This is a genomic window from Alkalidesulfovibrio alkalitolerans DSM 16529, from assembly GCF_000422245.1.
Lineage (GTDB): Bacteria > Desulfobacterota > Desulfovibrionia > Desulfovibrionales > Desulfovibrionaceae > Alkalidesulfovibrio > Alkalidesulfovibrio alkalitolerans.
This window is the reverse complement of the sequence record NZ_ATHI01000026.1, coordinates 404,292-427,362: the sequence shown is the minus strand read 5'-3', so window position 1 is coordinate 427,362 and position 23,071 is coordinate 404,292. Positions and strand designations below refer to the sequence as shown.

The window sequence follows — 23,071 nt, the reverse complement described above, 5'->3', positions numbered from 1 at the left end:
CCCCGCGGACAAGCCCGCCGGAGCGCGGGGCGGGCCCGGCCCGGCCCGCCCCGCGTCAGCCACGAAGGTCCGTTCATGAGCGCACGCATCCTCACCAAGCGGGAACTCATCCCCGGCATGACCAGCCAGATGGTCCTGCACGCCCCGCACATCGCCCACAAGGCCAGGCCAGGCAACTTTATCATCCTGCGCGTCCACGCCCAGGGAGAGCGAATTCCCCTGACCATCGCCGACGCCGACCCCGCGTCCGGCACCATCACCATCGTCTTCCTGGTGGTGGGCAAGACCACGGCCAGGCTGAACCTTTTACACGAGGGCGACGTGATTCCCGACGTGTGCGGCCCCCTGGGCAAGCCCACGCACATCGAGCGCAAGGGCGACGTGGTCTGCGTGGGTGGCGGCACGGGCGTGGCCGCCATGTTCCACATCGCCAAGGGCCACTATCTGGCAGGCAACCGCGTGACTGCGGTCATCGGTGCGCGCACCAAGGCCCTGCTTCTCTTCCACGCCGAACTGTCGCGCTTTTGCGCCGAGGTCTCGGTGGCCACCAACGACGGCAGCATGGGCGTGAAGGGTCTGGTCACCGACGCGCTCGCTGAACGCCTTTCGCGCGGCCCCGAGGTGGCCGAGGTGGTGGCCGTGGGCCCGGTGCCCATGATGCAGGCCGTCGCCGAGGTCACGCGACCGCTTGGCATCAAGACCACCGTGAGTCTGAACACCATCATGGTGGACGGCATCGGCATGTGCGGGGCCTGCCGCTGCACCGTGGACGGCGAGATGCGTTTCGCCTGCGTGGACGGCCCGGAATTTGACGCGCACAAGGTGGATTTCGCCGAACTGCGCAACCGCCTGGAGCAGTTCCACGGCCAGGAACGGGCGGAGCTCGAACGCTTCAAGAAGCAGTTCGAAGTCGCGGGAGGCTAGTATGGCGGCGAAGAAGAAGATCGCATCGCGCATCGCCATGCCGCTGCAAAACCCGGCCGAGCGCGTGCGCAATTTCCGCGAGGTGGCCCTGGGCTATTCCCTGGAGCAGGCTCAGGCCGAGGCGGCCCGCTGCCTGCAATGCAAGAAGCCCGCGTGCCGCGCGGGCTGTCCCGTGGAGATCGACATCGCGGGCTTCATCGCCAGTCTTGCGAAGGGCGACGTGGCCGGAGCCTACGCCGTGCTGCGTGAATACAACTCGCTGCCCGCGGTCTGCGGCCGGGTCTGCCCCCAGGAGACCCAATGCGAGGGCGCGTGCATCCTGGGCAGGAAGGGCCAACCCGTGGCCATCGGCCGCCTGGAACGCTTCGTGGCCGACAATTTCCACGCCCTGTCGGCCTGCGAGCTGCTCACCGGGGCCATCGCCTGCCCGCAGCCGCTCGAAGGCGCGCGCGTGGCCTGCATCGGGGCTGGCCCCTCCTCCCTGACCGTGGCCGGATACCTGGCCGCTCGCGGGGTCAAAGTGGAGGTCTACGAGGCCCTGCACGAGCTTGGCGGGGTTTTGGTCTACGGCATCCCAGAATTCCGGCTGCCCAAGTCCGTGGTCAAGCGCGAGATCGACGCCTTGCGCACCCTGGGCGTGGAGTTCCACACCAACTGGGTGGGCGGCAACACCTTCACCATCCGCGAATTGTTCGTCTGGGGTTTCAACGCGGTCTTCGTGGGCGTGGGCGCCGGCCTGCCGCGTTTCCTGGGCATTCCGGGCGAGGGGTTGGTGGGCGTGTTCTCGGCCAACGAGTACCTGACCCGGGCCAACCTGGGCCGGGCCTACGCCTTCCCCACCTACAGCACGCCCATCTTCCCGGCCAGAGAGGCCGTGGTCGTGGGCGGCGGCAACGTGGCCATGGACGCGGCCCGCACCGCCCTGCGCCTGGGCGCGGAGCGCGTCACCGTAGTCTATCGCCGCACGCGCGGGGAGATGCCCGCACGACGCGAGGAGATCGAGCATGCCGAGGAGGAAGGCGTGCGCTTCGAGTTCCTGGCCAACCCGCTCGAACTCATGGGCGACGAGAAAGGCCGCCTGACAGGCCTGCGCCTGGAACGCCAGGCCCTGGGCGAGCCCGACGCCAGCGGACGCCGCTCTCCCGCCCCCACTGGCGAATGCTTCGACATTCCGGCCCAGATGGCCATCATGGCCGTGGGCGCGCGGGCAAACAAGGTGCTGCTCGAAGCCACCCCGGACCTGAGCCTGAACCGCTGGGGATACATCACCGTTGACGGAACCACGGGCGAAACGTCGATTCCCAATGTTTACGCGGGCGGAGACATCGTGACCGGCTCGGCCACGGTTATCTCGGCAATGGGCGCGGGCCGCCGCGCCGCCAAGGAGATCGCCCGCCGCCTGGGCATAGCCGAAGGCGGCTGACGCCCCCGCTGTCGGCCTCTCGTCGCGATCCGCACTCCGGGGGATCTCCCCACGGACCGTATGCGACGGGGCGCTCCGGCGTAGCGAAACACGATTTGGAAGCGCAGGTCGAGATCGGCACGTCAGCCTGCCGCACTCACGCTCCATTCTCTTCGCGCGGAAAGCTGACGCGAAAGCGGCTGCCCCGCTCCGAGGAAACCTCCAGGCTTCCCCTGAGCTGGTCCACGAGCGTTCGAATCAGCTTCATGCCCAGGGAATCGCGCGCCTCGTAATCCGGCGGAAGCCCCAGACCGTCGTCCTGGACGATCAGTTCAACCATATGCCCGATCATGCGCAGCCGCACGTGCAAATTGCCCGCGCCTGCGGCCTGGAAGGCGTGCTTGTAGGCGTTTGAGATCAGTTCGTTGAGCAGCAATCCGCACGGGATGGCCTGATCGATGCCGAGCAGAATGTCATCCGCCTCGATGCGCAGGTCCACGCACCGCCCTGGGGTTCTGAAGACGCTCCCGATGTTTTGCGCGAGCAGCTCCAAGTACTCCGACATGTCCACCTCGCTCAGGTTGCCGCTCGAATAGAGTTGCTCGTGGATCAAGGCCATCGTGTGCACCCGCTCGCGCAGGTTCTTGAACATTTCCACCGCGTCGCCGTCCTCAAGGTCCATCGTCTGCAGGCTGATGAGGCTGACCATGATCTGCAGGTTGTTCTTGACGCGATGGTGGATCTCCTTGAGCAGCGTCTCCTTCTCCTTCAGCGATTTGAACAGCGCCTCCTCGGCGATCTTTCGTTCCGTGTAGTCGAAGATGAACGAAAGCATGACCTCCCTTTCGTCCATGGTGATGAGTTCGGCGGACCACAGCGCGGAGCGTATCCGTCCCGACTTCGTCTTGAAATCTACGGGAAAGTCCTTGAGCGCTCCGTCCCTGAGCAGTCTTTCGATGGCCCGGTCGCGCTGCGCCGGGTCGGCCCAGATGCCGACCTCCTTGGAGGTCCGCCCGATCTGCTCTTCCCGGTCGTATCCGAGCATCCTGATCCAGCGGTCGTTCACGGCGATGAAACGTCCGGTGGCCGTCTCCGAGATGATCAGCGGCGCGGGACTGGAGTTGAAGGCCTTGGCGAAGCGTTCCTCGCTCTTGCGCAGGGCCTCCACGGCCCGCTTTCGCTCCGTGATGTCTCGGTAGATGCCGTAGGCCCCGATGACCTTGCCTTCGTAAACGATGGGGTAGCCGATCACGGTCACGTCCACGGGCGTGCCGTCGCGTTTGCACCTCACCGTCTGCCGCTCCACCGCTCGCCGACTCCCGTAAACGATTCGGGAGAACTGCGCCGCGTCCGTGGAGACCTGTCCGTGAGCGACCAGGCTGTTGATCGATTTTCCCACGACCTCTTCACGGGAGTAGTCGAAAAGCGTCAGGAAGGCCTCGTTGACCTCCACGACGCAATCCTCCTCGTCGAGCATGGCGATGGCGTCCGGCGAGCCGCGAAAAAGGTTCTGGAACATGACCGTCTGCCTGCGCAGGGCCTCTTCCGCACGTCTGCGCTCGGTGACGTCGAGCCAGGTGACGTGCAGCAGTTCCTCACCGTTCAACGTCATGGGCATGAGCGCCACTTCGAGCAGGAGGGAGCGGCCGTCCGTGCGCAGGACCGTCCATTCAAAACGGTGAAGGCCATCGCGCATCGCCCTGGCAATGTGCTTCGCGGCCGATTCGGCGGAAAGATCGCCGTCCGGCTGATGCGACGGAGATATGTCCCCAGGCGTGCGGTCCAAGAACTCGGATTTGTCCACAAGGCCCAGAAACGACAGCGTGGCCCGGTTGCAGTTGACGAAGCGATCGCCGCGCATGAGCATGATGGGATTCGAGGATTCCTCGAAAATCTTGTGGAAGGCGGCCTCGCTCTCGCGCAAGCTGCGCTCCATCAGCCGACGGCGGGTGATGTCCCGGCACACGCACAGGTCGAATCTCTGCCCGTTGACCGCAACCCTGGTTATCGCGATCTCCACTTCCAGCGTGGTCCCATCCTGGCGGCGGTGCCGGGTTTCGAAGAGGTCGCCGAATTCGCCGGGCCGGTCGAGTATTTCCTGCAACTCGCCTTTCGAGGTCTGGTCTTCCCAGTCCCAGACATGGAGTCGCCGGATCTCGTCGGGAGAATATCCGAGCATGTCCGCGAAACGCCGGTTTGCGGCCTGGACCGCGCCATGCTGGTCGAGCACCACGATCCCGTCCTGCGACTGATCGAGGAAAAGGCGCACCAGGACATCGGGAGAAATGGCGGGGGATTGCCCCGGCTCGGCGGCACGCCCGGCGTCGCCCGCAGTTCCGGCGTCGGGCGACGTTTCGGCGCGCGAGCCCGGATGGTCTTCAGGGCGTGACATGGACATGCTCGGTTCCTCGAATTGGGCGTTTGCGATCTGCAAACAAATCCGGACGCAGCGCCGGTCGATACCGGAGCTGCCAGATTCGGCGAATCCTTGAACACTCTTCGAAATTCGTCAAGCCGTTGTCGCGCCGCGACCAGGGCGGGAACGAGACGAAACTCGCGAACAAAGGCCGGAGATGTGGATGCCTCCGCGCGAGACCTTGCCATGTCAGAACGTAATGCGTGTCCGCGCCCCCATTCCGACTTCACGGATCGCGCGCCGCCTGATCAAGCGTGTTGCAGCATCTCCCCGAGTTGTCGCAGATGCAGCCGCTCCTCCTCGATGCAACGCTGCACGTGGACGCGCTGCTCCTGCGGCACCAGGGAGATCATCTCCATAAAAAAGAGTAGGGAATCCTTCTCGAAACTCATGGCCAGATGAAGCGCCCAGGCAAGGTCCCCTCCCCGGTCGTCGAGGCTTTCGGCCAGCCCCGGCGTGAACAAGGTGTGGGAGTCGAGCAGCGCACGCAGGTAGTCCGCGTACTCCTCCTGGGTGCTCCAGGCGGGAAGCTCCACCGGGCCGACCTGCCGCGCGAGCCCCTTGAAGACGCTCTCGTGCCGGGCCTCCTCGGCGGCGAAATACTCGAAAAAGCGCTTCACCTCGTCGCTTTGTGCGGCCTGGGCCAGACGTCGGTAGAAGGCCTGCCCGCGCTTCTCGATCTCCACTGCGGCGGCGACCACCTCGGCGGCCTTGAAGAACTCAGCCATGGCTTCCTCCTGGCGTTTCAAAGCTCGTTGGGCAGTTCGCGCAATTGCGCGTAGCTGAACACCGGGCCGTCCACGCAGACGTATTTCGCGCCGATGTTGCAGCGGCCGCAGAGCCCCACGCCGCACTTCATGCGCTTCTCCAGGGTGGTGTAGATCTGTTCGTCGCCGAATCCAAGCCGCTTCAAGGCTTGCAGCGTGAACTTGATCATGATCGGCGGCCCGCAGGTCACGGCCACCGCGTTGTCCGGCGAGGGAGCCATCTCCAGCAGGACGTTGGGGATGAGGCCCACCGTGTGTTCCCAGCCCTCGGCCTCGCGGTCGATGGTCAGCACCGTGGTCATGTCCGAACGCGCGGTCCAATCCGGCAGGTCGGCCTTGAAGGCCATGTCCACAGGGCTTCGCGCGCCGTAGAGCAGGCTGATCTTGCCGTAGTCGGCGCGGTTGTCGAGCATGAACAGGAGCAGCGTGCGCAACGGAGCCATGCCGATGCCGCCGCCGATGAAGACGATGTCCCTGCCCTTCATGGCCTCGTAGGGAAAGTGGTTGCCCAGGGGGGCGCGCACGCCCACCTTGTCTCCGGCCGCAAGGCCGTGCAGGCGCGACGTGACCTCGCCCGCCCGCATCACGCTGAATTGCAGATGGTCCAGGCGCGTGGGCGAGGAGTTGATGACGAAGGTGGCCTCTCCCGCGCCAAAGACTGAGAGCTGGCCGACCTGGCCGGGCTGAAAGGAGAAGGACCGCATCTTCGCGGGATCGTCCAGCCGTACCCGGAAGGTCTTGATGGTCGGCGTTTCCTGGATCGTCTCCAGGATGGTCGCCGGTTCCGGCAGATAGGGATTGATCTCAGTCATGGGCGCTCTCCTCGCGGACGCGGGCGGCCCTGGCGATGGCGGCCAGCACGATCTCCCGGATGTCCACGCTCACCGGGCACAGGCGCACGCACCGGCCGCAACCGCAGCAGGCCACGGCCCCGCCGTGCAGCGCGGGATAGTAGCTGAACTTATGGCCGACCCGGTTCCTCAGGCGATGAGCCTTGGTGGGCCGCGGGTTGTGCCCGCTGGCCTCAAGGGTGAAGCGGAAGGACATGCAGTTGTCCCAGGTGCGCAGCCGCCGCCCGCTCATGCCCTTGTCCTCGTCGCCGATGTCGAAGCAATAGCAGGTCGGGCACAGGTAGGTGCAGGCCCCGCAACTGATGCACTTGGCCGAGACCTCCTCCCAGAAGGCCAGGTCCTCGAACACGGCCATGAGGCTGTCCTTGGCCCGCGAGATGTCGGGGGCCGCGGGAAGGGCCTTGGCGGCCGCGTCCTGGATCTCCCTGGCCTTCGCCTCCCGTGTCCCGGCGGGTTCGAGCAGCGGGCTGTTCATCAACTCCTCCCCGCGCTCGTTCACGGCCTGGACAACGAAGCCGTCCGCAACCGGGGTGAGCAGGATATCCGAGCCCGAGGAATCGGACGGGCCGGAGCCCACCCAGTGGCAGAAGCAGGAGTTTCCAGGCGCGGCGCAGGCCATGGTGATGAAAAGCGTCTTGGCGCGGCGAGCGGCATAGTAGGGATCGCTGATCGCGGGCGAGCGAAAGACCCGGTCGTAGGCCAGAAAACCGCGCGCGCCGCAGGGCTTGGCCCCGAAGACCACGGTTTCAACCGCGCGCAGGGAGGCCGACACTTCAACGTCCACCTTGCCTGGATCCTCCGGATCCTTGACGCGGCGGTAGCGCAACAGTTCCTCCGTGGCCGGAAAGACCGCCTGCTTGGGAGGCATGGCGGCGTCGCGATCGAGCACGGGTTCGGCATCCCCGGTGAAAGGCGCGAAGACCACGGTGTCGCCCCGCGCTTGCGGGGCCAGCACCAGGTAGCGGCCGGAGAGTTCCTTCAGCCACTCCCCAAGCCGTGGGGCGGGCAGATATGCGGCGGCGCTCATCACCACTTCCGTTCCTCGATGTTGGCCTCCTCCACCTGGAAGGTGAAGAGCGGCGGCACGGCCTGAAGGTCCAGGCCCGCCTGGTAGTCGAACAACTCGCGGATCACCCGGTTCATCTTGCGGCGCAGCGCCAGGATGGGGATGCCCACGGGACAGGCCCGCTGGCACTCACCGCACTCGGTGCAGCGGCCCGCCAGATGCAAGGTGTGGATCAACTGGAACATGAGCTTCTCGCGCGGCGTGTCGTCCTGGCCGAGCCACTGGAGATCGCGCCGGTGCGCGATGCAGTGGTCGCGGCAAACGCACATGGGACAGGCGTTGCGACAGGCGTAACAGCGGATGCAGCGCTCCATGGCCTCGGCCCAGTACGCCATCAGGTCCGCCGGGGCCATGGCCTCCAGGGCGGCCAGCTCCTCGCCTCCCCGATCGGATCCCATATCGGGCCCCGTGGCGGGCGGCAGCGGCTCGCCCGCGAAATGATCCGCCTCAAGGGCGTTCGGGAACTGGCAGGTCAAACACTTGTCCGCCAAGGCGGCCTCGCGCGGCACGCGCACCTCGCCCGCAGGCGTAGTCAGGACGAAGGTCTCGTCGTCCCACGTCACGGCCAAGACGCGGTCGAGGTCGCCCGCGAAGCGCCCAAGCTTGGCCAGGTCAGCCACGCCGGAGCAGGGCAGGCCGAAGATGACCACATTCTCCCGCTCCACGAGCTTCTCCTGCATAAGCTCGATCGCGCCCCGGCTGTCGCATCCCTTGAGCACGATCCCGACCTTCCTGCCCCTGAACGACGGCAGATAGGTGCTCAGGTTGTGCACGCACAAGGGGCCGAAGACCAGCTTCTCGACATCCTCGGCCGTGCGCATGAAAAACGGCGTGGCGTGCAGGGCGTCGAAACCCTGCTCCCAGCCGATGACGAACTCCAGGGACGGCAGCGCCTCCCTGATTTTATCCTTCAGCATCTCAAGAGCCGACACCGCTGCCTCCCTTCTCGCCGGGGATTTCGCGGCAGCTTCCGAACACGGCGCTGGCGGGCGACGGCCCCAGGGCATGGACCTGTTCCGTAAAACGCTGCACCACCTGCTGCCAGCGCTGCCCTTCCGAGGCCGAAACCCAGGTGTACTCGAAACGGCCTGGCTCCACGCCGATGATGGGCAAGAAGCGCTTCAGGGTCTCCAACCGCCGCCGGGCGTAGAAGTTGCCCTGCCCGTAGTGGCAGTCCTTGGGGTGGCAGCCGGAAACCAGCACGCCGTCTGCTCCGTTCAACAGGGCTTTGACGATGAAGAGCGGATCGATGCGGCCCGAGCAGGGCACGCGGATGATGCGCAGGTCCGTGGGCTGGCTGAAGCGGCCCACGCCCGCCGTGTCGGCCCCTCCATAGGAGCACCAGTTGCACAGAAAGCCGACGATGCGCAGCTCCTTGTCGGCTAGGATTGGCATAACGCGTTCACCTCCGCGAGAATCTGGTTGTCGGTGAAGTGATCGAGCTGCACGGCCCCTTGCGGGCAGGTCACGACGCAGATGCCGCAGCCCTGGCAGACGGTCTCGACGACTTCGGCCTTGGGCTCGCCGCGCACGTCGACCATCTTGACGGCCCCGAAGGGACAGGTCAGGGCGCACTTGCCGCAGCCCACGCAGCGGCGCTGATCGACCTGGGATATCTGGGGATCGCTCTCCAGCTTTTGCTTGGCGAAGAGCCCTAAAACCTTACTCGCGGCCGCGCTGCCCTGCCCCACCGAGGACGGGATGTCTTTTGGCCCCTGGCAGGCCCCGGCCAGATAGACGCCTGCAGTGTTGGTCTCCACGGGCCTGAGCTTGGGGTGGCTCTCCATGAAGAAGCCGTACTTGTCGTAGGAAATACGCAGCTTCTCGGCCAGTTCGGAGGAGCCAACGGCGGCCTGTGCGCCCACGGCCAGGACCACGAGGTCCGCCTCCACCTCCACCTGCTCGCCCATCAGGGTGTCCGCGCCGCGCACCAGCAGCCTGTCGCCCTTGGGGTAGATCATGGAGACGCGGCCGCGCACGTAGCGCGCCCCGTATTCCTCCATGGCCCGGCGGGTGAACTCGTCGTAGAGCTTTCCCGGCGCGCGGATGTCCATGTAGAAGACGTAGGACTGCGAGTCCGGGATGTGGTCCCTGGTCAGGATCGCCTGCTTGGCCGTGTACATGCAGCAAAAGCCGCTGCAATAGGGACGGTCCACGGACTTGTCGCGCGATCCCACGCACTGCACGAAAACCACCGTCTTGGGCTCGCGGCCGTCCGAGGGCCGCCTGACGTGGCCGCCGGTGGGGCCGGAGGCCGAGAGCAGGCGCTCGTACTGCAGCGAGGTGATGACGTCCGGATAGCGGCCGCCGCCGTACTCGCCGTACCTGGTGTGATCGAAGAGGTCGAAGCCCGTGGCCGCCACGATCGCGCCCACCTTTTCGGTGATCACCTCGTCCGCCATCTCGTAGCGTATGGCGCCCGACGGGCAAACCTTGGCGCAGACGCCGCACTTGCCCGTGAGGAACTGGCGGCAGGACTTGGCGTCGATGACCGCCTTCTTGGGTATGGCCTGGGGGAACGGGATGTTGATGGCCGTGGTCGGCCCCACGCCCTCGTTGAAGGCGTCGTGCGACTTCTTGCTCGGGCACTTCTCCATGCACAGGCCGCAACCGGTGCACAGGCTCCAGTCCACGTAGGTCGCCTTCTTGCGGATCGCGACCTCGAAGTTGCCCACGTACCCGCTGACGCTCTCGATCTCGGCGCAGGCGTGCAGGGCGATTTTCTCGTGCTGGGCCACGTCCACCATCTTGGGCCCGAGGATGCAACTGGAGCAGTCCACGGTGGGGAACGTCTTGTCGAGCTTGGCCATCTTGCCGCCGATGGTGGAGGTCTTCTCCACCAGCACCACGTCCAGCCCGCCGTCCGCGCAGTCCAGGGCGGCCTGGATGCCCGCCACGCCGCCGCCGATGACCAGCACGCGGCGGGTGATGTCGAAGCTCTTGGGAAAGAGCGCCTTGTTGCGGCGCAGCTTTTCCACGGCCAGGAGCACGAGCTCGGCGGCCTTGTTGGTGTTGGCCTCGCGATTCTTGCCGATCCACGAGACGTGCTCGCGGATGTTGGCCATTTCAAGCATGTAGCGGTTCAGCCCGGCTCGCTCCACGGCGCGCCGAAACGTGGTCTCGTGCATGCGCGGGGAGCACGAGGCCACGACCACGCCGTCCAGACCCTTCTCGCGCACCGCCTTGACGATGGCCTCCTGTCCTGGCTCGGAGCAGGAGTACATGACGTCCGTGGCGTAGGCCACGTCCGGGTAGCCTTTGGCCATCGCGGCCACGCTCGTGGTGTCCACGGTCCCTTCGATGTTGCTGCCGCAGTGGCAGACGAAAACGCCGATCCTCATGCCCCGCTCCCTTGAGCCTTCGCGGCCTCGGCCCGCCCGGCCGCGGCGCGCAAGACCTTGCGCGGGCTCACGCAGAGCTTGTCCAGCCCAAGCCTCTCCTCAGGGATTCCCAGCGCCAGACCCATGAGCTGGGTGTAATAGAGTACCGGCATGCGGTGGCTGGTCCTGTTCGCGCTGTTGATCTGCTCCTGCCGCAGGTCCAGGTTCATCTGGCACAGGGGGCAGGCCGCGACCACCATGTCCGCGCCGACGTCCGCGGCCGCGTCCAAGAGCCTGCCCGAGAGCCGGGCCACGATGTCGCGCCGGGCCACGCCGTAGGAGGCCCCGCAGCACTCGACCTTGAGCGGGAAGGGGCGCACGTCCGCGCCCAGCGCGGAGAGGATGTCGTCCATGGCCATGGGGTTCTCGTGGTCGTCAAAGGCCATCACCTCGGGCGGCCGGTTCATGATGCAGCCGTAGTACGCGGCCACCCGCAGACCGGCGAGCGGGCGGACCACCTTTCGGGACAGCCGCTCAATGCCGTAGTCCTCGACCACAATCTGGAGCACGGACTTGGCGGTCACGGCGTTCTGGCACGGCGCATCCAGCAAGGCGTTGGTCCGCTCGCGGAAACTGTCGTCGGCCATGCGATGGCTGGCGGTGCGCAGGTTGGTCAGACAACTGGGGCAGGGAGTCACGACCGTGTCCCGCCCCATGGCCTCCACCTTGGCGAGATTGCGCGCGGCCAGCGCTGCGCTGAGCACGTGATCCACGGTATGGGCGGGAGTCGATCCGCAGCAGCTCCAGTCGGGAACGTCGGCCAGGACGATGCCCAGCGCCTCGCACACGGCGCGGGTGGACAGGTCGTACTCGCGGGAGGTGCCAAGCCCCGAGCAGCCGGGATAGTAGGCGTAGGTCAGGGCCTGGCTCATGATCCGCTCCTGGCGGCGAAGCGTTCGAAAATCCTGCGCACCTCGTCCTTGCCCTGGATGTCGTGCGGCTTAAGCGACAGCTTGCCCTTGAGCAGCATGCGCGGGCCAAGGTCCGCGTCGGTCCAGAAGCGGCCGGTGCGCGCCACGTAGTCGGCCACAAGGCCAAGCTCGTAGACCCGCCCGTGCTTGCGCATGGAGTCTAGGAAACAATCCCAGAAGCTCTTCACGGCCTTCTCGGGCGCATACCCCGCGCGCCGCGCCATGTGGCGCATCACATCCATCACCCGGGCCACGTCGATGTCGTTGGGGCAGCGCGTGGTGCAGCTCTCGCACGAAGCGCACAGCCACAGGGACCGGGCGCGCAGGGCTTTTTCCCTGCGGCCCATCTGGACCAGGCGCATCATCTGGCTGACCGGGATGTCGTAGGCGAAGGTGTAGGGGCACCCGGCGGTGCAGTTGCCGCACTGGTAGCACAGGGCCAGGTTTTGTCCGCTTTCCGCCTGGACCCGGGCCACGAACTCCGGGTCGAAAGCCGCCTGCATGTCTATCGTTTCCATTTCGGGTATCGTCACCTGTTTCGATTTGCCGCGACGCCAGGATCGGGAGGACGCGAAAGCCCCCTGCTGACAGGCGAAGCGGAGAACGGCGGCAGCGTCACTTTGTTCATGCTGCCCCCCGGAACAAAAAATATGCCGTATTTTCGTGTTCCGGGCTAGCGGTGCGGCCCGCCGCTGGGGCGCGAAATTCTTGCCGTGCGCTCCCGGCCATACAGTGTGGATTTGATGATCGCGGAGACGTCCTTACCGGGCAAACAGGGGATTGGTAAAGCCGCCAGAGGCTCTTTTGTTTATTCCAGCCCAAGATCGACGACCCCGGGCAGCCGCGCCTGCCACGCCGGGGCTGCCGCCCAAGGCCCGTTACGGCAATCAGCCAATCAAAATCGATACACTTTCATAACGAATATGGCAGTCGATGGGCGGCGAACACATCCCTCTCGTTTACAAAAACTATACATAACAATACGATACAAGTCGCCATCTTTCTGGCACATGCCTTGCTTTTTCCATGGGAAACACAGCAGGAGGTTTTTCATGGCGATCATGCTCAAGGAAAGACCGATCATCATGATCGGCCCGGAACGATCCGGCACCACGTTGGTCATGGCGATGCTGGGCTGCCATCCCAGGATAGCCGTGCCCGAGGTCGTCTGGTATTATTCTCGGTTCTACCCGTATCTGCATACCTACGGCGACCTGCGCGACAAGAACAACTTCCGCACCCTGGCCACCGAGATGGTCCACGGCCTGAAGACCCCGTACTGGGGCATGAAGGTCAACCCTCGGACCATCGTTGACGAAATCATCGAAAGCGTGCGCGAACAGAGCTTCGCCGGGCTCTACTGCGCCATGTTCGAACGCTTCGCCAAGGAAGCGGGCGGCAAGCCCCGCTGGGGCGAAAAGACCCCCTACAACCTGTTCTTCGTCGGCCCCATTCTGGAGCATTTCCCCAACGCCCAATTCATCTACATCACCCGCGACGGGCGCGACGCCTCGGCCGACTACCTGGAATCGTCCTTCGGCCCCACGAACATCTACAGCGCGGCCAAGATCTGGAAAATGTGCATGAACGCGGTCAAGCCCTGGCGCGAAAAGCTGGGCGCCGATCAATGGTTCGACATCAACTATGAGGAGTTGGTGCGTCAGCCAGAAAAAGTGCTGCGGGCGACCTGTGACTTCCTGGGCGAGGAATACAGCCCGCAGATGATGGAGTTCCACACCACCGACCTGGCCAAAGCCCGTGGTCAGACCCACGACCACAAACCCCTGGGCAGCCCCGTGAGCGACAAGTACATAGGCATCTACAAGGACCTGCTGAGCCCTCGCGACCAGCGGATCTTCGCCGCCGTGGCAGGGCAGGAGATGATCGAGGCGGGGTACACGCTCGATGTCGAGCCGCAGATGCCTGCGCCCGAGAAAGTCGAGAAATACGAAGAATGGGACGGCCGCATCCGCGCCGCCACCCTGGACGGCCCCGAAGGCCACATCGTCTACGAAAGCTACAACGACTGGCTCATGGATCAGCGCGAGGAGCGCAAGAAACAGGGTCTGTGGTCCGACGCCGACGTTCCCAACGTCTATCCCTTGGGCACGCCCGAGGAAGAACTGATCATGGGTCAACGCGCCTGGCGCAAGTGGAAGACCCATTTCAGCATCAAACGGGACTACAACGGCAAGCTCGCCTTGTAGGCCATCGCCCCGGAGGCCGGGGAGCGTCCCGGCCTCCATGCGCGTCACTGTTACATCGGGGAGAGCGAGTCATGACGGATACGCAAGACCAGGGCTCCTGTGGCATCAGCCGCCGGTGGCTCCATATCATATTGGGTCCGGCAATCTTCCTTCTTGTCCAATTCATACCCCTCTTCGGCCCTGAAAATGCCCGAGTGGGCTTCGGCATCCTTTTCTGGATGGTTTACTGGTGGGTCACGGTGGCCGTCGACATCAAGGTCACGTGCCTGGTGCCTCTATTCGTGGTGGCTTTTTACGAATACATGCCCATCGCCAAGGTCATGGAGGCCTATGCCCATCGCGACGCCTTCCTGATCATCGGCGCAAGCATCGTGACCGTGGCTTGGGCGCGTTGGGGTTTTGCCAAACGCCTAGCCCTGCATTTTCTGCTGCGCTTTGGCAACGACACGCGCAAGCAGATGATCGGCTGGTTCCTGCTAACCGGCTTTGCGAGCTTCGTCATGGGCAACACGCCCGTGGCGGCGGTCTTCGCCCCAATCGCCGTGGCGGCGTTGATCTACGCAGGATTCAACACCTTCGACGCACGCTGGAACAGCACAGCCGCCTCCAACGTGCTCATCGCCGTGGCCTGGGGCGCGTCCGTGGGCGGCATGGCTACCCCTCTGGGCGGCGGCCAAGCCGTGGTCACCCTTGGCCACCTGCAGCGCTACGTCGGCCACGAGGTCTTCTTCATCGACTGGTCCCTGCGCATGATCCCGGTATCACTGGTAGTCATGCTGGCCATGACTCTTTACATGTACTACTGCATGAAGCCCGACATTCAGACGTTCAAGGGCGGCCGGGAATTCTACCGCAAGGAACTCGAAGAAATGGGGCCGTTCAGCTACGAAGAGAAGGTCGCCTGCCTCGGATTTCTCGTCGTGGTGGCTCTCGCGCTGTTGCGGCCCGCGTACGTGGACTTCCTGAAGGGCCCGTTCTTCGCCTGGATGCACCCCTCGCGCATGTTCCTCATCCTGGCCCTGGCCCTCTTTTTCATGCCTTCCCGCAAGAATCCCGGAGAAAACATCGTCTCCATCGAATCGCTCAAGAAGCACTTTCCCATCGCCATTCTCTTCATCTGGCCCGCGTCCGTGGCCCTGGGCCGCATCATCAACCAGACCGGTGCGAGCGCGGTGTTCGGCCAGTGGCTCGGTTCGTTCGTCGCCACTGGCAACGACATGTTGTCCATCCTGGCTTTCAGCGCCGGCGGCAACGCGCTTTCCCAGGTGACTTCGGACACTGCGGCGGCGGGCGTCATGATTCCCATGGTCATCGAGACATTCAAGAACTGGCACGGCCTCGAATACGGAGCGGTTCCGTTCATCTGGGCCGTCGGCGCGGCCATCAGTTGGAGCTACGCGGTCGCGTCCTCCACCGGCGCGCAGGGAATCGTGGTCGGCTTCGGAGCCAACCTGAAGCGGATGTTCGTCTACGGCATGATCGGAGGCGTCATCTCCCTTGTCGTCTCGGCGCTGTACTTCGTCTTCTTCATCGCTGTGCTCAAGTCCGACTTCTACATCATGCCTCCGGGCATCTGATCAAAGCCCCTATCCTCCATCACCCCATAACCCCTGGCGGGCGCAAAGCGCCCGCCAGGCACGGAGAATCTTCGCATGTCAACACTGTTGCTGGCCCTTGTCGCCCTTCTCGTCGGCACCCTCATCGGCTGCGTCGGCGTCGGCGGCATCCTGCTCATACCGGCCCTTGCCGCCTTCTCGGGCCTCGATACGCACGTGTCCATGGCCACGGCCCTGTTCAGCTTCATCTTCACGGGCATCGTGGGAACTTGGCTCTACCAGCGCAAAGGCAGCATCGATTGGAGCGTGACCGTACCCGTGTGCCTGGGCGCGGTGCTCTTCGGCTATCTGGGGGCCATGGTCAATTCGTTCACCAACGCGGTCTACCTGAACACCGTTTTGGCCTGCATCATCATCTTCGCGGGCATCTACACCTACCGTCCCTACAGCGGTAAAGGCATTCTGGCCATGGAGGGGCAGTCCGCGGGCAAATACGCGGCCCTGCTCGCCATAGGCGCGACGGTCGGATTCGGCTCGGGTCTGACCGGCGTGGGCGGTCCGGTGCTTTCCGTGCCCATGATGGTCATCCTGGGCTTCTCGCCTCTCACCGCCATCGCCACGAGTCAGGTCATCCAGATCGTGGCCGCGGTTTCCGGCACCATCGGGAATCTCAAATTCGGTGCCATCGATTTCTTCGTGGGATCGTGGGTCACGGCCGTGGAACTGGTGGGCGTCGCCATAGGCGCGCACATCGCCCACTGCTCGGGCGCGAGGCGGCTGCGGGTGATCGTGGCCGTCGTCTGCGTCGTGGTTGGCGGCTTCATCCTCCTCAGGTCCCTGCACGCCTTGGCATCCTGAGGCCCCGCGACTGCCGGGCACGTATCTCGGGGGCGGAAGTCGCGGCTTCCGCCCCTTTTACCGTGCCGCACCCAAGGCTTGCCAAGCATGATTCCCGCAGGTACAGCCGATTCAAGCCGGGCGACCGTCCGCCCGCGTCAGGAGAGCTCAGCCATGCCCGACGCCCGCCCTTTCCGCTTCGCCTTCGTTTCCAACTCGGAAGAGATCGCCCGCACAGTCAAGGCGTTCGAGGACCCCGATAGGGAAAACATCGAGATCCGTCTGGCGAGCATGGAGGAGGCCCTGCCCGTGGCCAGGCAGTGCCTCGCCGAAGGAGTCGAAGTCGTCCTCGGCGGCGGCGCGACCGGCCGACTGCTGCGCGAACAGCTCAAGCTACCTGTCGTGACCATCGCCCGCAGGGACATGGATGTCATCAGAGCCGTCATGCTCGCCAGGGAACGCTCACGGAAAATCGCGGTGACGAGCTTCAGCGGCCAGATCGCCGGTCTGGAGATCATGGAGGACATCCTCGGCGTCGAAATTCGTCAGTTGCCGTTTCGCACCACTCCCGAGCTTGTGGCCGCCATCTCGAAAGCGGTGGCGGAAGGCTTCCGCTGCATTGTGGGCGGAGGCATCTGCAAAACCATCGCCCAGTCGGTGGGCGGCGAGGGCTTCGTGGTCGTTCCCGGGGAGCGCGTGATCCAGCAGGCGCTGGAAGAGGCTCGCGTCATCGCGCAGTCCCAACGCAGAAGCAAGGAGGAGGCCGAGCGGCTGCGCATCATCCTTCATTCCGTCAAGGAAGGGGTGGTGGGTATCGACTCCGAAGGCCGGATCAACCTCATCAACCCCATGGCCGGGGAAATGCTCGGCCTCGATCCGGAGAATGTCCTGGACCGTCCCATGCCCGAGGCGGTGCGTAGCGCCGGGCTTTTCCGGGTGCTCGAAAGCGGCGAGGCGGAAGTCGATCAGTTCCGGCGGGTGGGCGGCCTGGATATGGTCATCAACGCAATGCCCGTAAACGTCTCGGAAGGCACGCGGGCCGTGGTCGCAACCTTCACGCGTGTCTCTCGCATCCAGGATCTGGATCGCAAACTCAAGGAGCGGCTCGCCAAGGGTTTTGTGGCCCGCTACACCCTGGACGACCTCAAGGGCTCCTGCGCGGCCATGGCCAGGCTCCGCGCCAAGGCGGCCCAATATGCGGCCACCGATGCGGCGATCCTTGTTCAGGGCGAGACCGGCACGGGCAAGGAGATACTGGCGCAGGGCATTCACATGGCCAGCCCACGCAAAAGACGTCCTTTTGTTGCCGTGAACTGCTCGGCCCTGCCTGAAACGCTTCTCGAAAGCGAACTGTTCGGCTACGAGGAAGGGGCCTTCACCGGCGCAAAACGGGGGGGCAAACAAGGCTTGTTCGAGTTGGCCCACGGAGGCACGCTGTTTCTGGACGAGCTTGCCGACATCTCGCCAAGCCTTCAGGTACGCCTTTTGCGGGCGATCGAAGAGAAGGAGATCATGCGTGTCGGAGGCGACCGCATAGTCTCCACCGATGTGCGCATCATCGCCTCGACCTTCAAGGATCTTGCACACGAAGCACGCATGGGGCGTTTTCGGGCCGACCTCTACTTCCGCATCGCCACACTCAAGATCCACACCGTGCCGTTACGCGAACGCGCCGCGGACATCCCGGACCTGCTCGCCGCCCTGCTCGCCCGGTATGACATTCCGGCGGGACGCTCTCCCCTGCCGTTGTCGCCGCGTCTGCAAAACCGTTTCACGGCTCATTCCTGGCCGGGTAACGTGCGCGAACTGGACTCGCTTGCCCAGCGCTACGCAGCCTTGGTCGGAGCGGACAAGAGCGGCGGCCACGCCCTGCTCATGGAAATCATGGACGAACTGTGCGCCGAGGCCATGCCTTCCTGCGGTGAGAAGCCCCTCCCGGCCGGTCCGGCAGACGGCACGAGCTTCAAGGATCAGGTGCGCGAGTACGAGCGCGAAATCATCGCCGAGGCCCTGCGCCAGACAGGTGACAACAAGGCCGAGGCCGCGAGACGTCTCGGCGTGAGCGTCAACACGCTATGGCGCAAGCTTCGGGAACTGAGCGGGACAACCGGGTAATTTCATCCCTCCCGCCCGCATGGCGTGGTCTGCGACCGAACGCTTGGGGTCAAGCCGCAGATCTCCGAAGAGAAGCCCCCAGGAGAAGAGGCAGGAGGTCGTCGGAACCGACGAGGCTCGGGGGCGTATGTAGTGCAATTGTGCAATGCAAAAGCAGAAGGGCCGCCCCGGAGGACGGCCCAACTCTGCGAAATTACTGGTCGGGATGAGAGGATTTGAACCTCCGCCCCCTGAACCCCATTTATGAAAGCAGACCGGTTTTTCACCCCATAACCATTCGGAAAACATTGATAAATCCTGTCTTCCGGCACCACCCTGCGACCCTGTGCATGCTGTGCATGGGGTGCATGATTTCAGATGGTTACGTATGGGGTCGGATGCTGTTCCTACATATTTCCTACATAGAAATCGTCGCGGAGCCCAGAGATGGTCAGCCTTTGGGCGGGTAAAGTTGGGGCCTGACCGGGGAGCGTGTGATGCAGATTCTGGACGGCTGGCCAGTCTCGGCAGCCTGCCTGCAACGAGGTGCATGGCCAAAGGCTGCTCATTGTGTTTCTCGGGCCTCGGCATGTTGAAAAACTCATTTTATCCTTGAAAATTTTGAATAATAGTCCTAAAATGCGCGCATGATAAGTCGAATATTGTCAGATAAGTTGCTATATTTACTGGATTCATTCCCGGCTGTCGCCCTGCTCGGACCACGGCAAGCTGGCAAGACCACGCTCGCCCTTGAAGTCGCTGGTGACATCGACTCCATGTACCTTGATCTTGAATCTGAGGCGGACAAGGCGAAGTTGACCGATGCGGAGCTGTTCCTTGAGGGGCATGAAGACAAGCTCGTGATTCTCGGCGAGGTGCAGCGCCTCCCCAATCTCTTCCAGCCGCTACGGAGCCTGATCGACAAAGGGCGCAGGCGCGGGAAGAAGGTCGGCCGGTTTCTGCTTTTGGGATCAGCCTCCATGGACCTCTTGAGGCAGTCGGGCGAATCCTTGGCCGGGAGGATCGCCTACCTTGAGCTCCAGCCGTTCAATCTTCTGGAGGTTGGCTCAAAGAGAGGTGACGCCCTTTGGCTGCGCGGCGGATTTCCAGACAGCTTTCTCGCCCCAAGCGAGCCCAAGAGCATGCTGTGGCGGCGGAATTTCATCCGCACCTATCTGGAGCGGGACATCCCGCAATTCGGGCCAAGGATACCTGCCGAGACCTTGCAAAGATTCTGGACCATGCTGGCGCATTCGCAAGGCGGGCTCTTCAATGCCTCGCAGCTTGCCCGTGGTTTGGGCGTGACCGGGAAGACCGTCTCGACCTACCTCGATCTCTTGGTTGACTTGCTGCTGGTTCGGCGGCTCCCCCCCATGCATCGCAATGTGGGCAAGCGTCTCGTGAAGTCGCCAAAGGTCTATGTCCGGGATTCAGGGTTGGTTCACGCGTTGCTGGGAATCGGCGACATGGACTCTCTTCTCGGCCATCCCGTGGTCGGCCTGAGTTGGGAAGGGTTCGCCATCGAGAATCTCCTTTCAGTCGTGCCCGAGGAAACCCGTGCGGGGTTCTACCGAACATCCGCCGGGGCGGAGATTGACCTGGTTTTGGAATTGCCCGGAGGAAAGCTTTGGGCTGTCGAGTTCAAGCGCGGCTTGGCTCCCAGGCTGGAGAAAGGGTTCCATCACGCCAGAGAGGACATGCAGCCGGAGAGAAGCTTTGTGGTCTACGCTGGCCAGGATCGCTACAAGCTCGCGGCAGATGTGGAGGCGATCAGCCTTGAGGGCTTGATGCACGAATTGCGAGGGCTGAGCTGAATTGCCATGTGGACCAATCCACCTGAATTCGACGTGGTAGACCTCGCGCGAATCCTACCAGAGGCGGCCTGAACGATTCCACCACAAGCGCGGGTGATTCTCATACGTTGATGGACTTGCCCTGTCTCTGCGAAGAAGGACCACCCCGAAATCCGAAACCTCAACGCCGACGCACATCCGGCGCACTGCCAGTGCCGCTGCTTTCCAGATGAAAGGCTTCTCGCTCGCTTCTGGCAACACCTCCAGCGGAGGGTGGCGCAGCCCCCATGCGGCTAAAACCGGATGCTCTTTTCCAATTTGTCGAGTTGGGCCCGGGCTTCGGCTTTTCTCAGGCGTTCCTCGCGATTCAGCTTGACCTTGTAGGCGTCGTGGATTTTGGCCTGCAGCCCTTGGAATTCGTACGGCTTCATCAAGTAGTCATGCGCGCCGAGCCGCATTCCATCGACAGCCGAAGCCACCTCTGCATGGCCGGTCAGCAGGAGCACTTCGGCCCCGATATGTCTGCGCCGGATTTCCGCCAGGACTTCGATGCCGTTCAGGCCGGGCATTTTTATGTCCAGGATGACGACGTCCACCGCGTGCTGCGTGAGATGATCAAGCGCTTCTTGTCCCCCACCCACTGTTTCGACCGGAAAGCCTGCTTCCTTCAGGCGCTTGCCCAGCGTAATGCGGAAACGTTCCTCGTCGTCAACGATGAGAATATTCGGCATGGTCTGGTTCATGGCCTTTCTCCCGCGCTTTCCCCCGATCCGGATTGGATCGGGGGATGCGGGTAGACTACACAATTTTCAAGTTTAGGTCCATGCGGACCCGATTAGCGATCAATCCCCTCGCGTCCAAGCTCTTGGCGAGGCGATCTTGTCGAGGACGGCACGCTCCCGGGCCTTGCGGATGCGCTCGTCCCGGTCCACCTTGACCTTGAACGCCTCCTGTATCTTGGCCTGCAGCCCCTGGAACTCATACGGCTTCATCAGATAGTCGAAGGCCCCGAGCCGCATTCCCTCCACCGCCGACGGCACGTCGGCATGGCCTGTCAGGAGGAGCACCTCGACCCCGATGTGCTTGTTCCGTATCTCGGTCAGCGTCTCGATGCCGCTTAGGCCGGGCATCTTGATGTCCAATATGACCACGTCAACGGGCTTTTCGGCGAGAATTTGCAAGGCATCCATGCCGCTTCCCGCCGTCTCGACAGGTATCCCCGCCTCGGTCAGCCGCTTGCCAAGAGTCGTGCGAAAGCGTTCCTCGTCATCGACAAGCAATACTATCGGCATATTCTCACTCATGGTTTCCTCCGGGTGAGGCCCGCCGGCCTTGTTGGCCGGCGGGCGTTTGTTGTCTGTGCGGTGCGTGATCGGCGGTCGTGTCCTCGGCGGTTAGTAGAATCCGATCATCGGCCAGTACACGAGCACGCTGATGACCGACAGAAGGAGCAGAACCAGGCACCAGGGCACCGCCACCTTGATGAATTCCGTCTGACTGAAATAGCCGGTGCTGTAGGCGATGATGGTCGGCGGGCAGCCGATGACCAGCATGATGAACGAGGTGGTGATCGGGGCGAGCAGCGCCACGGCCTGCGGCGACATGTTGAGCATTTCGGCCATGGGCAGGGTCACCGGAAGGGTGAGGGCCACGGCTGCGGAGTTACTCATCATGCTCGAAAGGAACGAGCCGAAGAAGCCCATGCCGTAGTACACGAAGAAGGGATGCTGGCCCTGCAGAAGGGGCAGGAACTGCTCGGCGAGGAACTTGCCCGCGCCCGAATCCAGCATGGCCTGGCCCATGGACACGCCCGCGCCGAACACGATCCACGACTCCCAGGGGAACTTGTCGCAGATGGTCTTGAAGGAAACGAACTTGGGTCCGCAGAAGCCGGCCAGGGCCAAGGCCGCGACCACGCTCACGTGCCAGCCTGTGAGATCCGAGAATCCCCAAAGGAGGAAGGCGAGACCGAAAATGACGCACACGGCGAGTTCCTTGCCGCGCATGGGCGGCATTTGCTCGACGGCGACTGCGGCCGGGAGTTCCTTTTCCTTGGGCCGGAAGATCATGTACACGACCAGCCACGTCGCGACGGCGGTGAAGATGGCCAGCGGGAATTGGATGATCATGTACTCGAGAAAACCGACCTTGATCGCGCCGTTGGTGTACTTGGTGAGGATTTCGACGGCCAGCGGGTTTCTGCCGCCGCCGAGCAGCGTTCCGAAGCCGCCCGCGGAAGCTGCAAGCGGAATGAGGATGATGAAGAACTTGGAAAGGTTGTTGCTCTTGGCCGGCGTGATGCCCATGGCGCGAAGCACTGGAACGAGGGCGAAGAGCATGATGACCGTGACGGTCGCGTCATGCAGGAACGTGGCCAGCATGGTGCAACTGAAGGCCATGACAAAGCTCAGGCGCATGACCCCGCGTCCCGCCAGCTTGAAAACCCAAGACATGATTCGGTTTGCGAGGCCCACTTCGTTCAACACCACGCCGAACATGATGATCATGAGCACGAACATGACCGCCGGACTTGAGAATGGCGACCATGCCTTGTTTGCCGACTGAATACCGAAGAGTATCAGGCCGGACGCCGCGCACAGTGCGGTGATGCCGATGGGAATGGCCTCGGTCACCCAGAGAGCGATGACTGCGACGACCAATCCAAGGAACTTGTGCCCGGCCGGGGGGAGTGATTCCGGCATGGGAATCAGATAGACGAGCAATCCAAGGCCCAATGAAATCAAGACCTTTATGATGATTGATCGACCGGACTGCACGGGACCTTGCGGTTCTTCTTCCTGGAGGATGATCTCGTCAGGAGAATCGGTATTGACATTGTGAGCACTCATGTGAGCCCTCCGTTTTTG

At 63.6% G+C, this 23,071-nt stretch carries 19 protein-coding genes; 7 read left to right on the top strand and 12 right to left on the bottom strand.

The genetic code is table 11. The features are described from left to right. Positions 1–75 precede the first annotated feature (75 nt). Positions 76–924, top strand: coding sequence for a sulfide/dihydroorotate dehydrogenase-like FAD/NAD-binding protein (locus tag DSAT_RS09435; RefSeq protein WP_020887274.1), 849 nt, complete (start codon positions 76–78; stop codon positions 922–924). Position 925: 1 nt separating this feature from the next. Next, positions 926–2,347 carry an NADPH-dependent glutamate synthase gene (gene gltA / locus DSAT_RS09430; protein ID WP_020887273.1) on the top strand — a complete coding sequence of 474 codons (1,422 nt, stop codon included), beginning with the start codon at positions 926–928 and terminating at the stop codon, positions 2,345–2,347. A gap of 136 nt (positions 2,348–2,483) precedes the next feature. On the opposite strand, the gene DSAT_RS09425 is transcribed toward gltA, so the two are convergent. The 9 genes from DSAT_RS09425 to DSAT_RS09385 all read right to left on the bottom strand — a co-directional run bounded on the left by DSAT_RS09425 (position 2,484) and on the right by DSAT_RS09385 (position 12,235). Continuing rightward, positions 2,484–4,724, bottom strand: a complete 2,241-nt coding sequence (locus DSAT_RS09425; RefSeq protein ID WP_020887272.1) for a PAS domain S-box protein — start codon at positions 4,722–4,724, stop codon at positions 2,484–2,486. Positions 4,725–4,990: 266 nt separating this feature from the next. Then, the gene (locus tag DSAT_RS09420; RefSeq protein ID WP_020887271.1) at positions 4,991–5,470 is read right to left on the bottom strand and encodes a ferritin-like domain-containing protein; all 480 of its coding nucleotides are present in this window, start codon (positions 5,468–5,470) and stop codon (positions 4,991–4,993) included. Positions 5,471–5,487: 17 nt separating this feature from the next. Continuing rightward, positions 5,488–6,321, bottom strand: coding sequence for an FAD/NAD(P)-binding protein (locus tag DSAT_RS09415; RefSeq protein ID WP_020887270.1), 834 nt, complete (start codon positions 6,319–6,321; stop codon positions 5,488–5,490). Next, positions 6,314–7,387, bottom strand: a complete 1,074-nt coding sequence (locus DSAT_RS09410) for a 4Fe-4S dicluster domain-containing protein (protein WP_020887269.1) — start codon at positions 7,385–7,387, stop codon at positions 6,314–6,316. The genes DSAT_RS09415 and DSAT_RS09410 overlap by 8 nt, the downstream gene beginning before the upstream one ends. Then, entirely contained in the window at positions 7,387–8,358 is a 972-nt protein-coding gene (locus DSAT_RS09405) for a 4Fe-4S dicluster domain-containing protein (RefSeq protein WP_020887268.1), read from the bottom strand. The genes DSAT_RS09410 and DSAT_RS09405 overlap by 1 nt, the downstream gene beginning before the upstream one ends. Continuing rightward, positions 8,345–8,821 (bottom strand): hydrogenase iron-sulfur subunit, encoded by a 477-nt coding sequence (locus tag DSAT_RS09400; protein WP_020887267.1) that lies wholly within the window; start codon positions 8,819–8,821, stop codon positions 8,345–8,347. The genes DSAT_RS09405 and DSAT_RS09400 overlap by 14 nt, the downstream gene beginning before the upstream one ends. Next, positions 8,809–10,767, bottom strand: coding sequence for a CoB--CoM heterodisulfide reductase iron-sulfur subunit A family protein (locus DSAT_RS09395; RefSeq protein WP_020887266.1), 1,959 nt, complete (start codon positions 10,765–10,767; stop codon positions 8,809–8,811). The genes DSAT_RS09400 and DSAT_RS09395 overlap by 13 nt, the downstream gene beginning before the upstream one ends. Beyond that, positions 10,764–11,678 (bottom strand): CoB--CoM heterodisulfide reductase iron-sulfur subunit B family protein, encoded by a 915-nt coding sequence (locus DSAT_RS09390; RefSeq protein WP_020887265.1) that lies wholly within the window; start codon positions 11,676–11,678, stop codon positions 10,764–10,766. The genes DSAT_RS09395 and DSAT_RS09390 overlap by 4 nt, the downstream gene beginning before the upstream one ends. Then, positions 11,675–12,235 (bottom strand): 4Fe-4S dicluster domain-containing protein, encoded by a 561-nt coding sequence (locus DSAT_RS09385; RefSeq protein ID WP_040371037.1) that lies wholly within the window; start codon positions 12,233–12,235, stop codon positions 11,675–11,677. The genes DSAT_RS09390 and DSAT_RS09385 overlap by 4 nt, the downstream gene beginning before the upstream one ends. A 534-nt stretch (positions 12,236–12,769) precedes the next feature. On the opposite strand from DSAT_RS09385, the gene DSAT_RS09380 reads away from it, so the two are divergent. The 5 genes from DSAT_RS09380 (at position 12,770) to DSAT_RS09360 (ending at position 20,225) form a co-directional block, all read left to right on the top strand. Then, a complete protein-coding gene (locus tag DSAT_RS09380; protein ID WP_020887263.1) occupies positions 12,770–13,924 on the top strand; it encodes a sulfotransferase family protein in 1,155 nt (384 codons plus the stop codon). A 71-nt stretch (positions 13,925–13,995) separates the two neighbouring features. After that, complete coding sequence (locus DSAT_RS09375; RefSeq protein ID WP_020887262.1) at positions 13,996–15,501, top strand: SLC13 family permease; 1,506 nt, start codon at positions 13,996–13,998, stop codon at positions 15,499–15,501. 75 nt (positions 15,502–15,576) lie between these two features. Continuing rightward, positions 15,577–16,338: a sulfite exporter TauE/SafE family protein gene (locus DSAT_RS09370; RefSeq protein WP_020887261.1), complete on the top strand. Its 762-nt coding sequence runs from the start codon at positions 15,577–15,579 to the stop codon at positions 16,336–16,338. Between the two features lie 153 nt (positions 16,339–16,491). Further along, the gene (locus DSAT_RS09365) at positions 16,492–18,432 is read left to right on the top strand and encodes a sigma-54-dependent Fis family transcriptional regulator (RefSeq protein WP_020887260.1); all 1,941 of its coding nucleotides are present in this window, start codon (positions 16,492–16,494) and stop codon (positions 18,430–18,432) included. A 641-nt stretch (positions 18,433–19,073) separates the two neighbouring features. Further along, positions 19,074–20,225, top strand: coding sequence for an ATP-binding protein (locus DSAT_RS09360; protein ID WP_235695936.1), 1,152 nt, complete (start codon positions 19,074–19,076; stop codon positions 20,223–20,225). A gap of 272 nt (positions 20,226–20,497) precedes the next feature. Here DSAT_RS09360 and DSAT_RS09355 read toward each other — a convergent pair whose 3' ends face one another. The 3 genes from DSAT_RS09355 to DSAT_RS09345 all read right to left on the bottom strand — a co-directional run bounded on the left by DSAT_RS09355 (position 20,498) and on the right by DSAT_RS09345 (position 23,053). Next, entirely contained in the window at positions 20,498–20,947 is a 450-nt protein-coding gene (locus tag DSAT_RS09355) for a response regulator (RefSeq protein WP_020887257.1), read from the bottom strand. Between the two features lie 99 nt (positions 20,948–21,046). Then, complete coding sequence (locus DSAT_RS09350) at positions 21,047–21,508, bottom strand: response regulator (RefSeq protein WP_020887256.1); 462 nt, start codon at positions 21,506–21,508, stop codon at positions 21,047–21,049. Positions 21,509–21,598: 90 nt separating this feature from the next. Beyond that, positions 21,599–23,053, bottom strand: a complete 1,455-nt coding sequence (locus tag DSAT_RS09345) for an SLC13 family permease (RefSeq protein ID WP_020887255.1) — start codon at positions 23,051–23,053, stop codon at positions 21,599–21,601. Positions 23,054–23,071 lie beyond the last annotated feature (18 nt).

What these genes read in the sequence shown, in the direction of transcription:
- DSAT_RS09350 (WP_020887256.1), bottom strand. Translation starts at nt 21,508, where the DNA reads ATGAGTGAGAATATGCCGATAGTATTGCTTGTCGATGACGAGGAACGC.
- DSAT_RS09400 (WP_020887267.1), bottom strand. Translation starts at nt 8,821, where the DNA reads ATGCCAATCCTAGCCGACAAGGAGCTGCGCATCGTCGGCTTTCTGTGC.
- DSAT_RS09370 (WP_020887261.1), top strand. Translation starts at nt 15,577, where the DNA reads ATGTCAACACTGTTGCTGGCCCTTGTCGCCCTTCTCGTCGGCACCCTC.
- DSAT_RS09410 (WP_020887269.1), bottom strand. Translation starts at nt 7,387, where the DNA reads ATGAGCGCCGCCGCATATCTGCCCGCCCCACGGCTTGGGGAGTGGCTG.
- DSAT_RS09365 (WP_020887260.1), top strand. Translation starts at nt 16,492, where the DNA reads ATGCCCGACGCCCGCCCTTTCCGCTTCGCCTTCGTTTCCAACTCGGAA.
- DSAT_RS09380 (WP_020887263.1), top strand. Translation starts at nt 12,770, where the DNA reads ATGGCGATCATGCTCAAGGAAAGACCGATCATCATGATCGGCCCGGAA.
- DSAT_RS09420 (WP_020887271.1), bottom strand. Translation starts at nt 5,470, where the DNA reads ATGGCTGAGTTCTTCAAGGCCGCCGAGGTGGTCGCCGCCGCAGTGGAG.
- DSAT_RS09435 (WP_020887274.1), top strand. Translation starts at nt 76, where the DNA reads ATGAGCGCACGCATCCTCACCAAGCGGGAACTCATCCCCGGCATGACC.
- DSAT_RS09345 (WP_020887255.1), bottom strand. Translation starts at nt 23,053, where the DNA reads ATGAGTGCTCACAATGTCAATACCGATTCTCCTGACGAGATCATCCTC.
- DSAT_RS09415 (WP_020887270.1), bottom strand. Translation starts at nt 6,321, where the DNA reads ATGACTGAGATCAATCCCTATCTGCCGGAACCGGCGACCATCCTGGAG.
- DSAT_RS09395 (WP_020887266.1), bottom strand. Translation starts at nt 10,767, where the DNA reads ATGAGGATCGGCGTTTTCGTCTGCCACTGCGGCAGCAACATCGAAGGG.
- DSAT_RS09375 (WP_020887262.1), top strand. Translation starts at nt 13,996, where the DNA reads ATGACGGATACGCAAGACCAGGGCTCCTGTGGCATCAGCCGCCGGTGG.
- DSAT_RS09390 (WP_020887265.1), bottom strand. Translation starts at nt 11,678, where the DNA reads ATGAGCCAGGCCCTGACCTACGCCTACTATCCCGGCTGCTCGGGGCTT.
- DSAT_RS09385 (WP_040371037.1), bottom strand. Translation starts at nt 12,235, where the DNA reads ATGGAAACGATAGACATGCAGGCGGCTTTCGACCCGGAGTTCGTGGCC.
- DSAT_RS09425 (WP_020887272.1), bottom strand. Translation starts at nt 4,724, where the DNA reads ATGTCCATGTCACGCCCTGAAGACCATCCGGGCTCGCGCGCCGAAACG.
- gltA (WP_020887273.1), top strand. Translation starts at nt 926, where the DNA reads ATGGCGGCGAAGAAGAAGATCGCATCGCGCATCGCCATGCCGCTGCAA.
- DSAT_RS09355 (WP_020887257.1), bottom strand. Translation starts at nt 20,947, where the DNA reads ATGAACCAGACCATGCCGAATATTCTCATCGTTGACGACGAGGAACGT.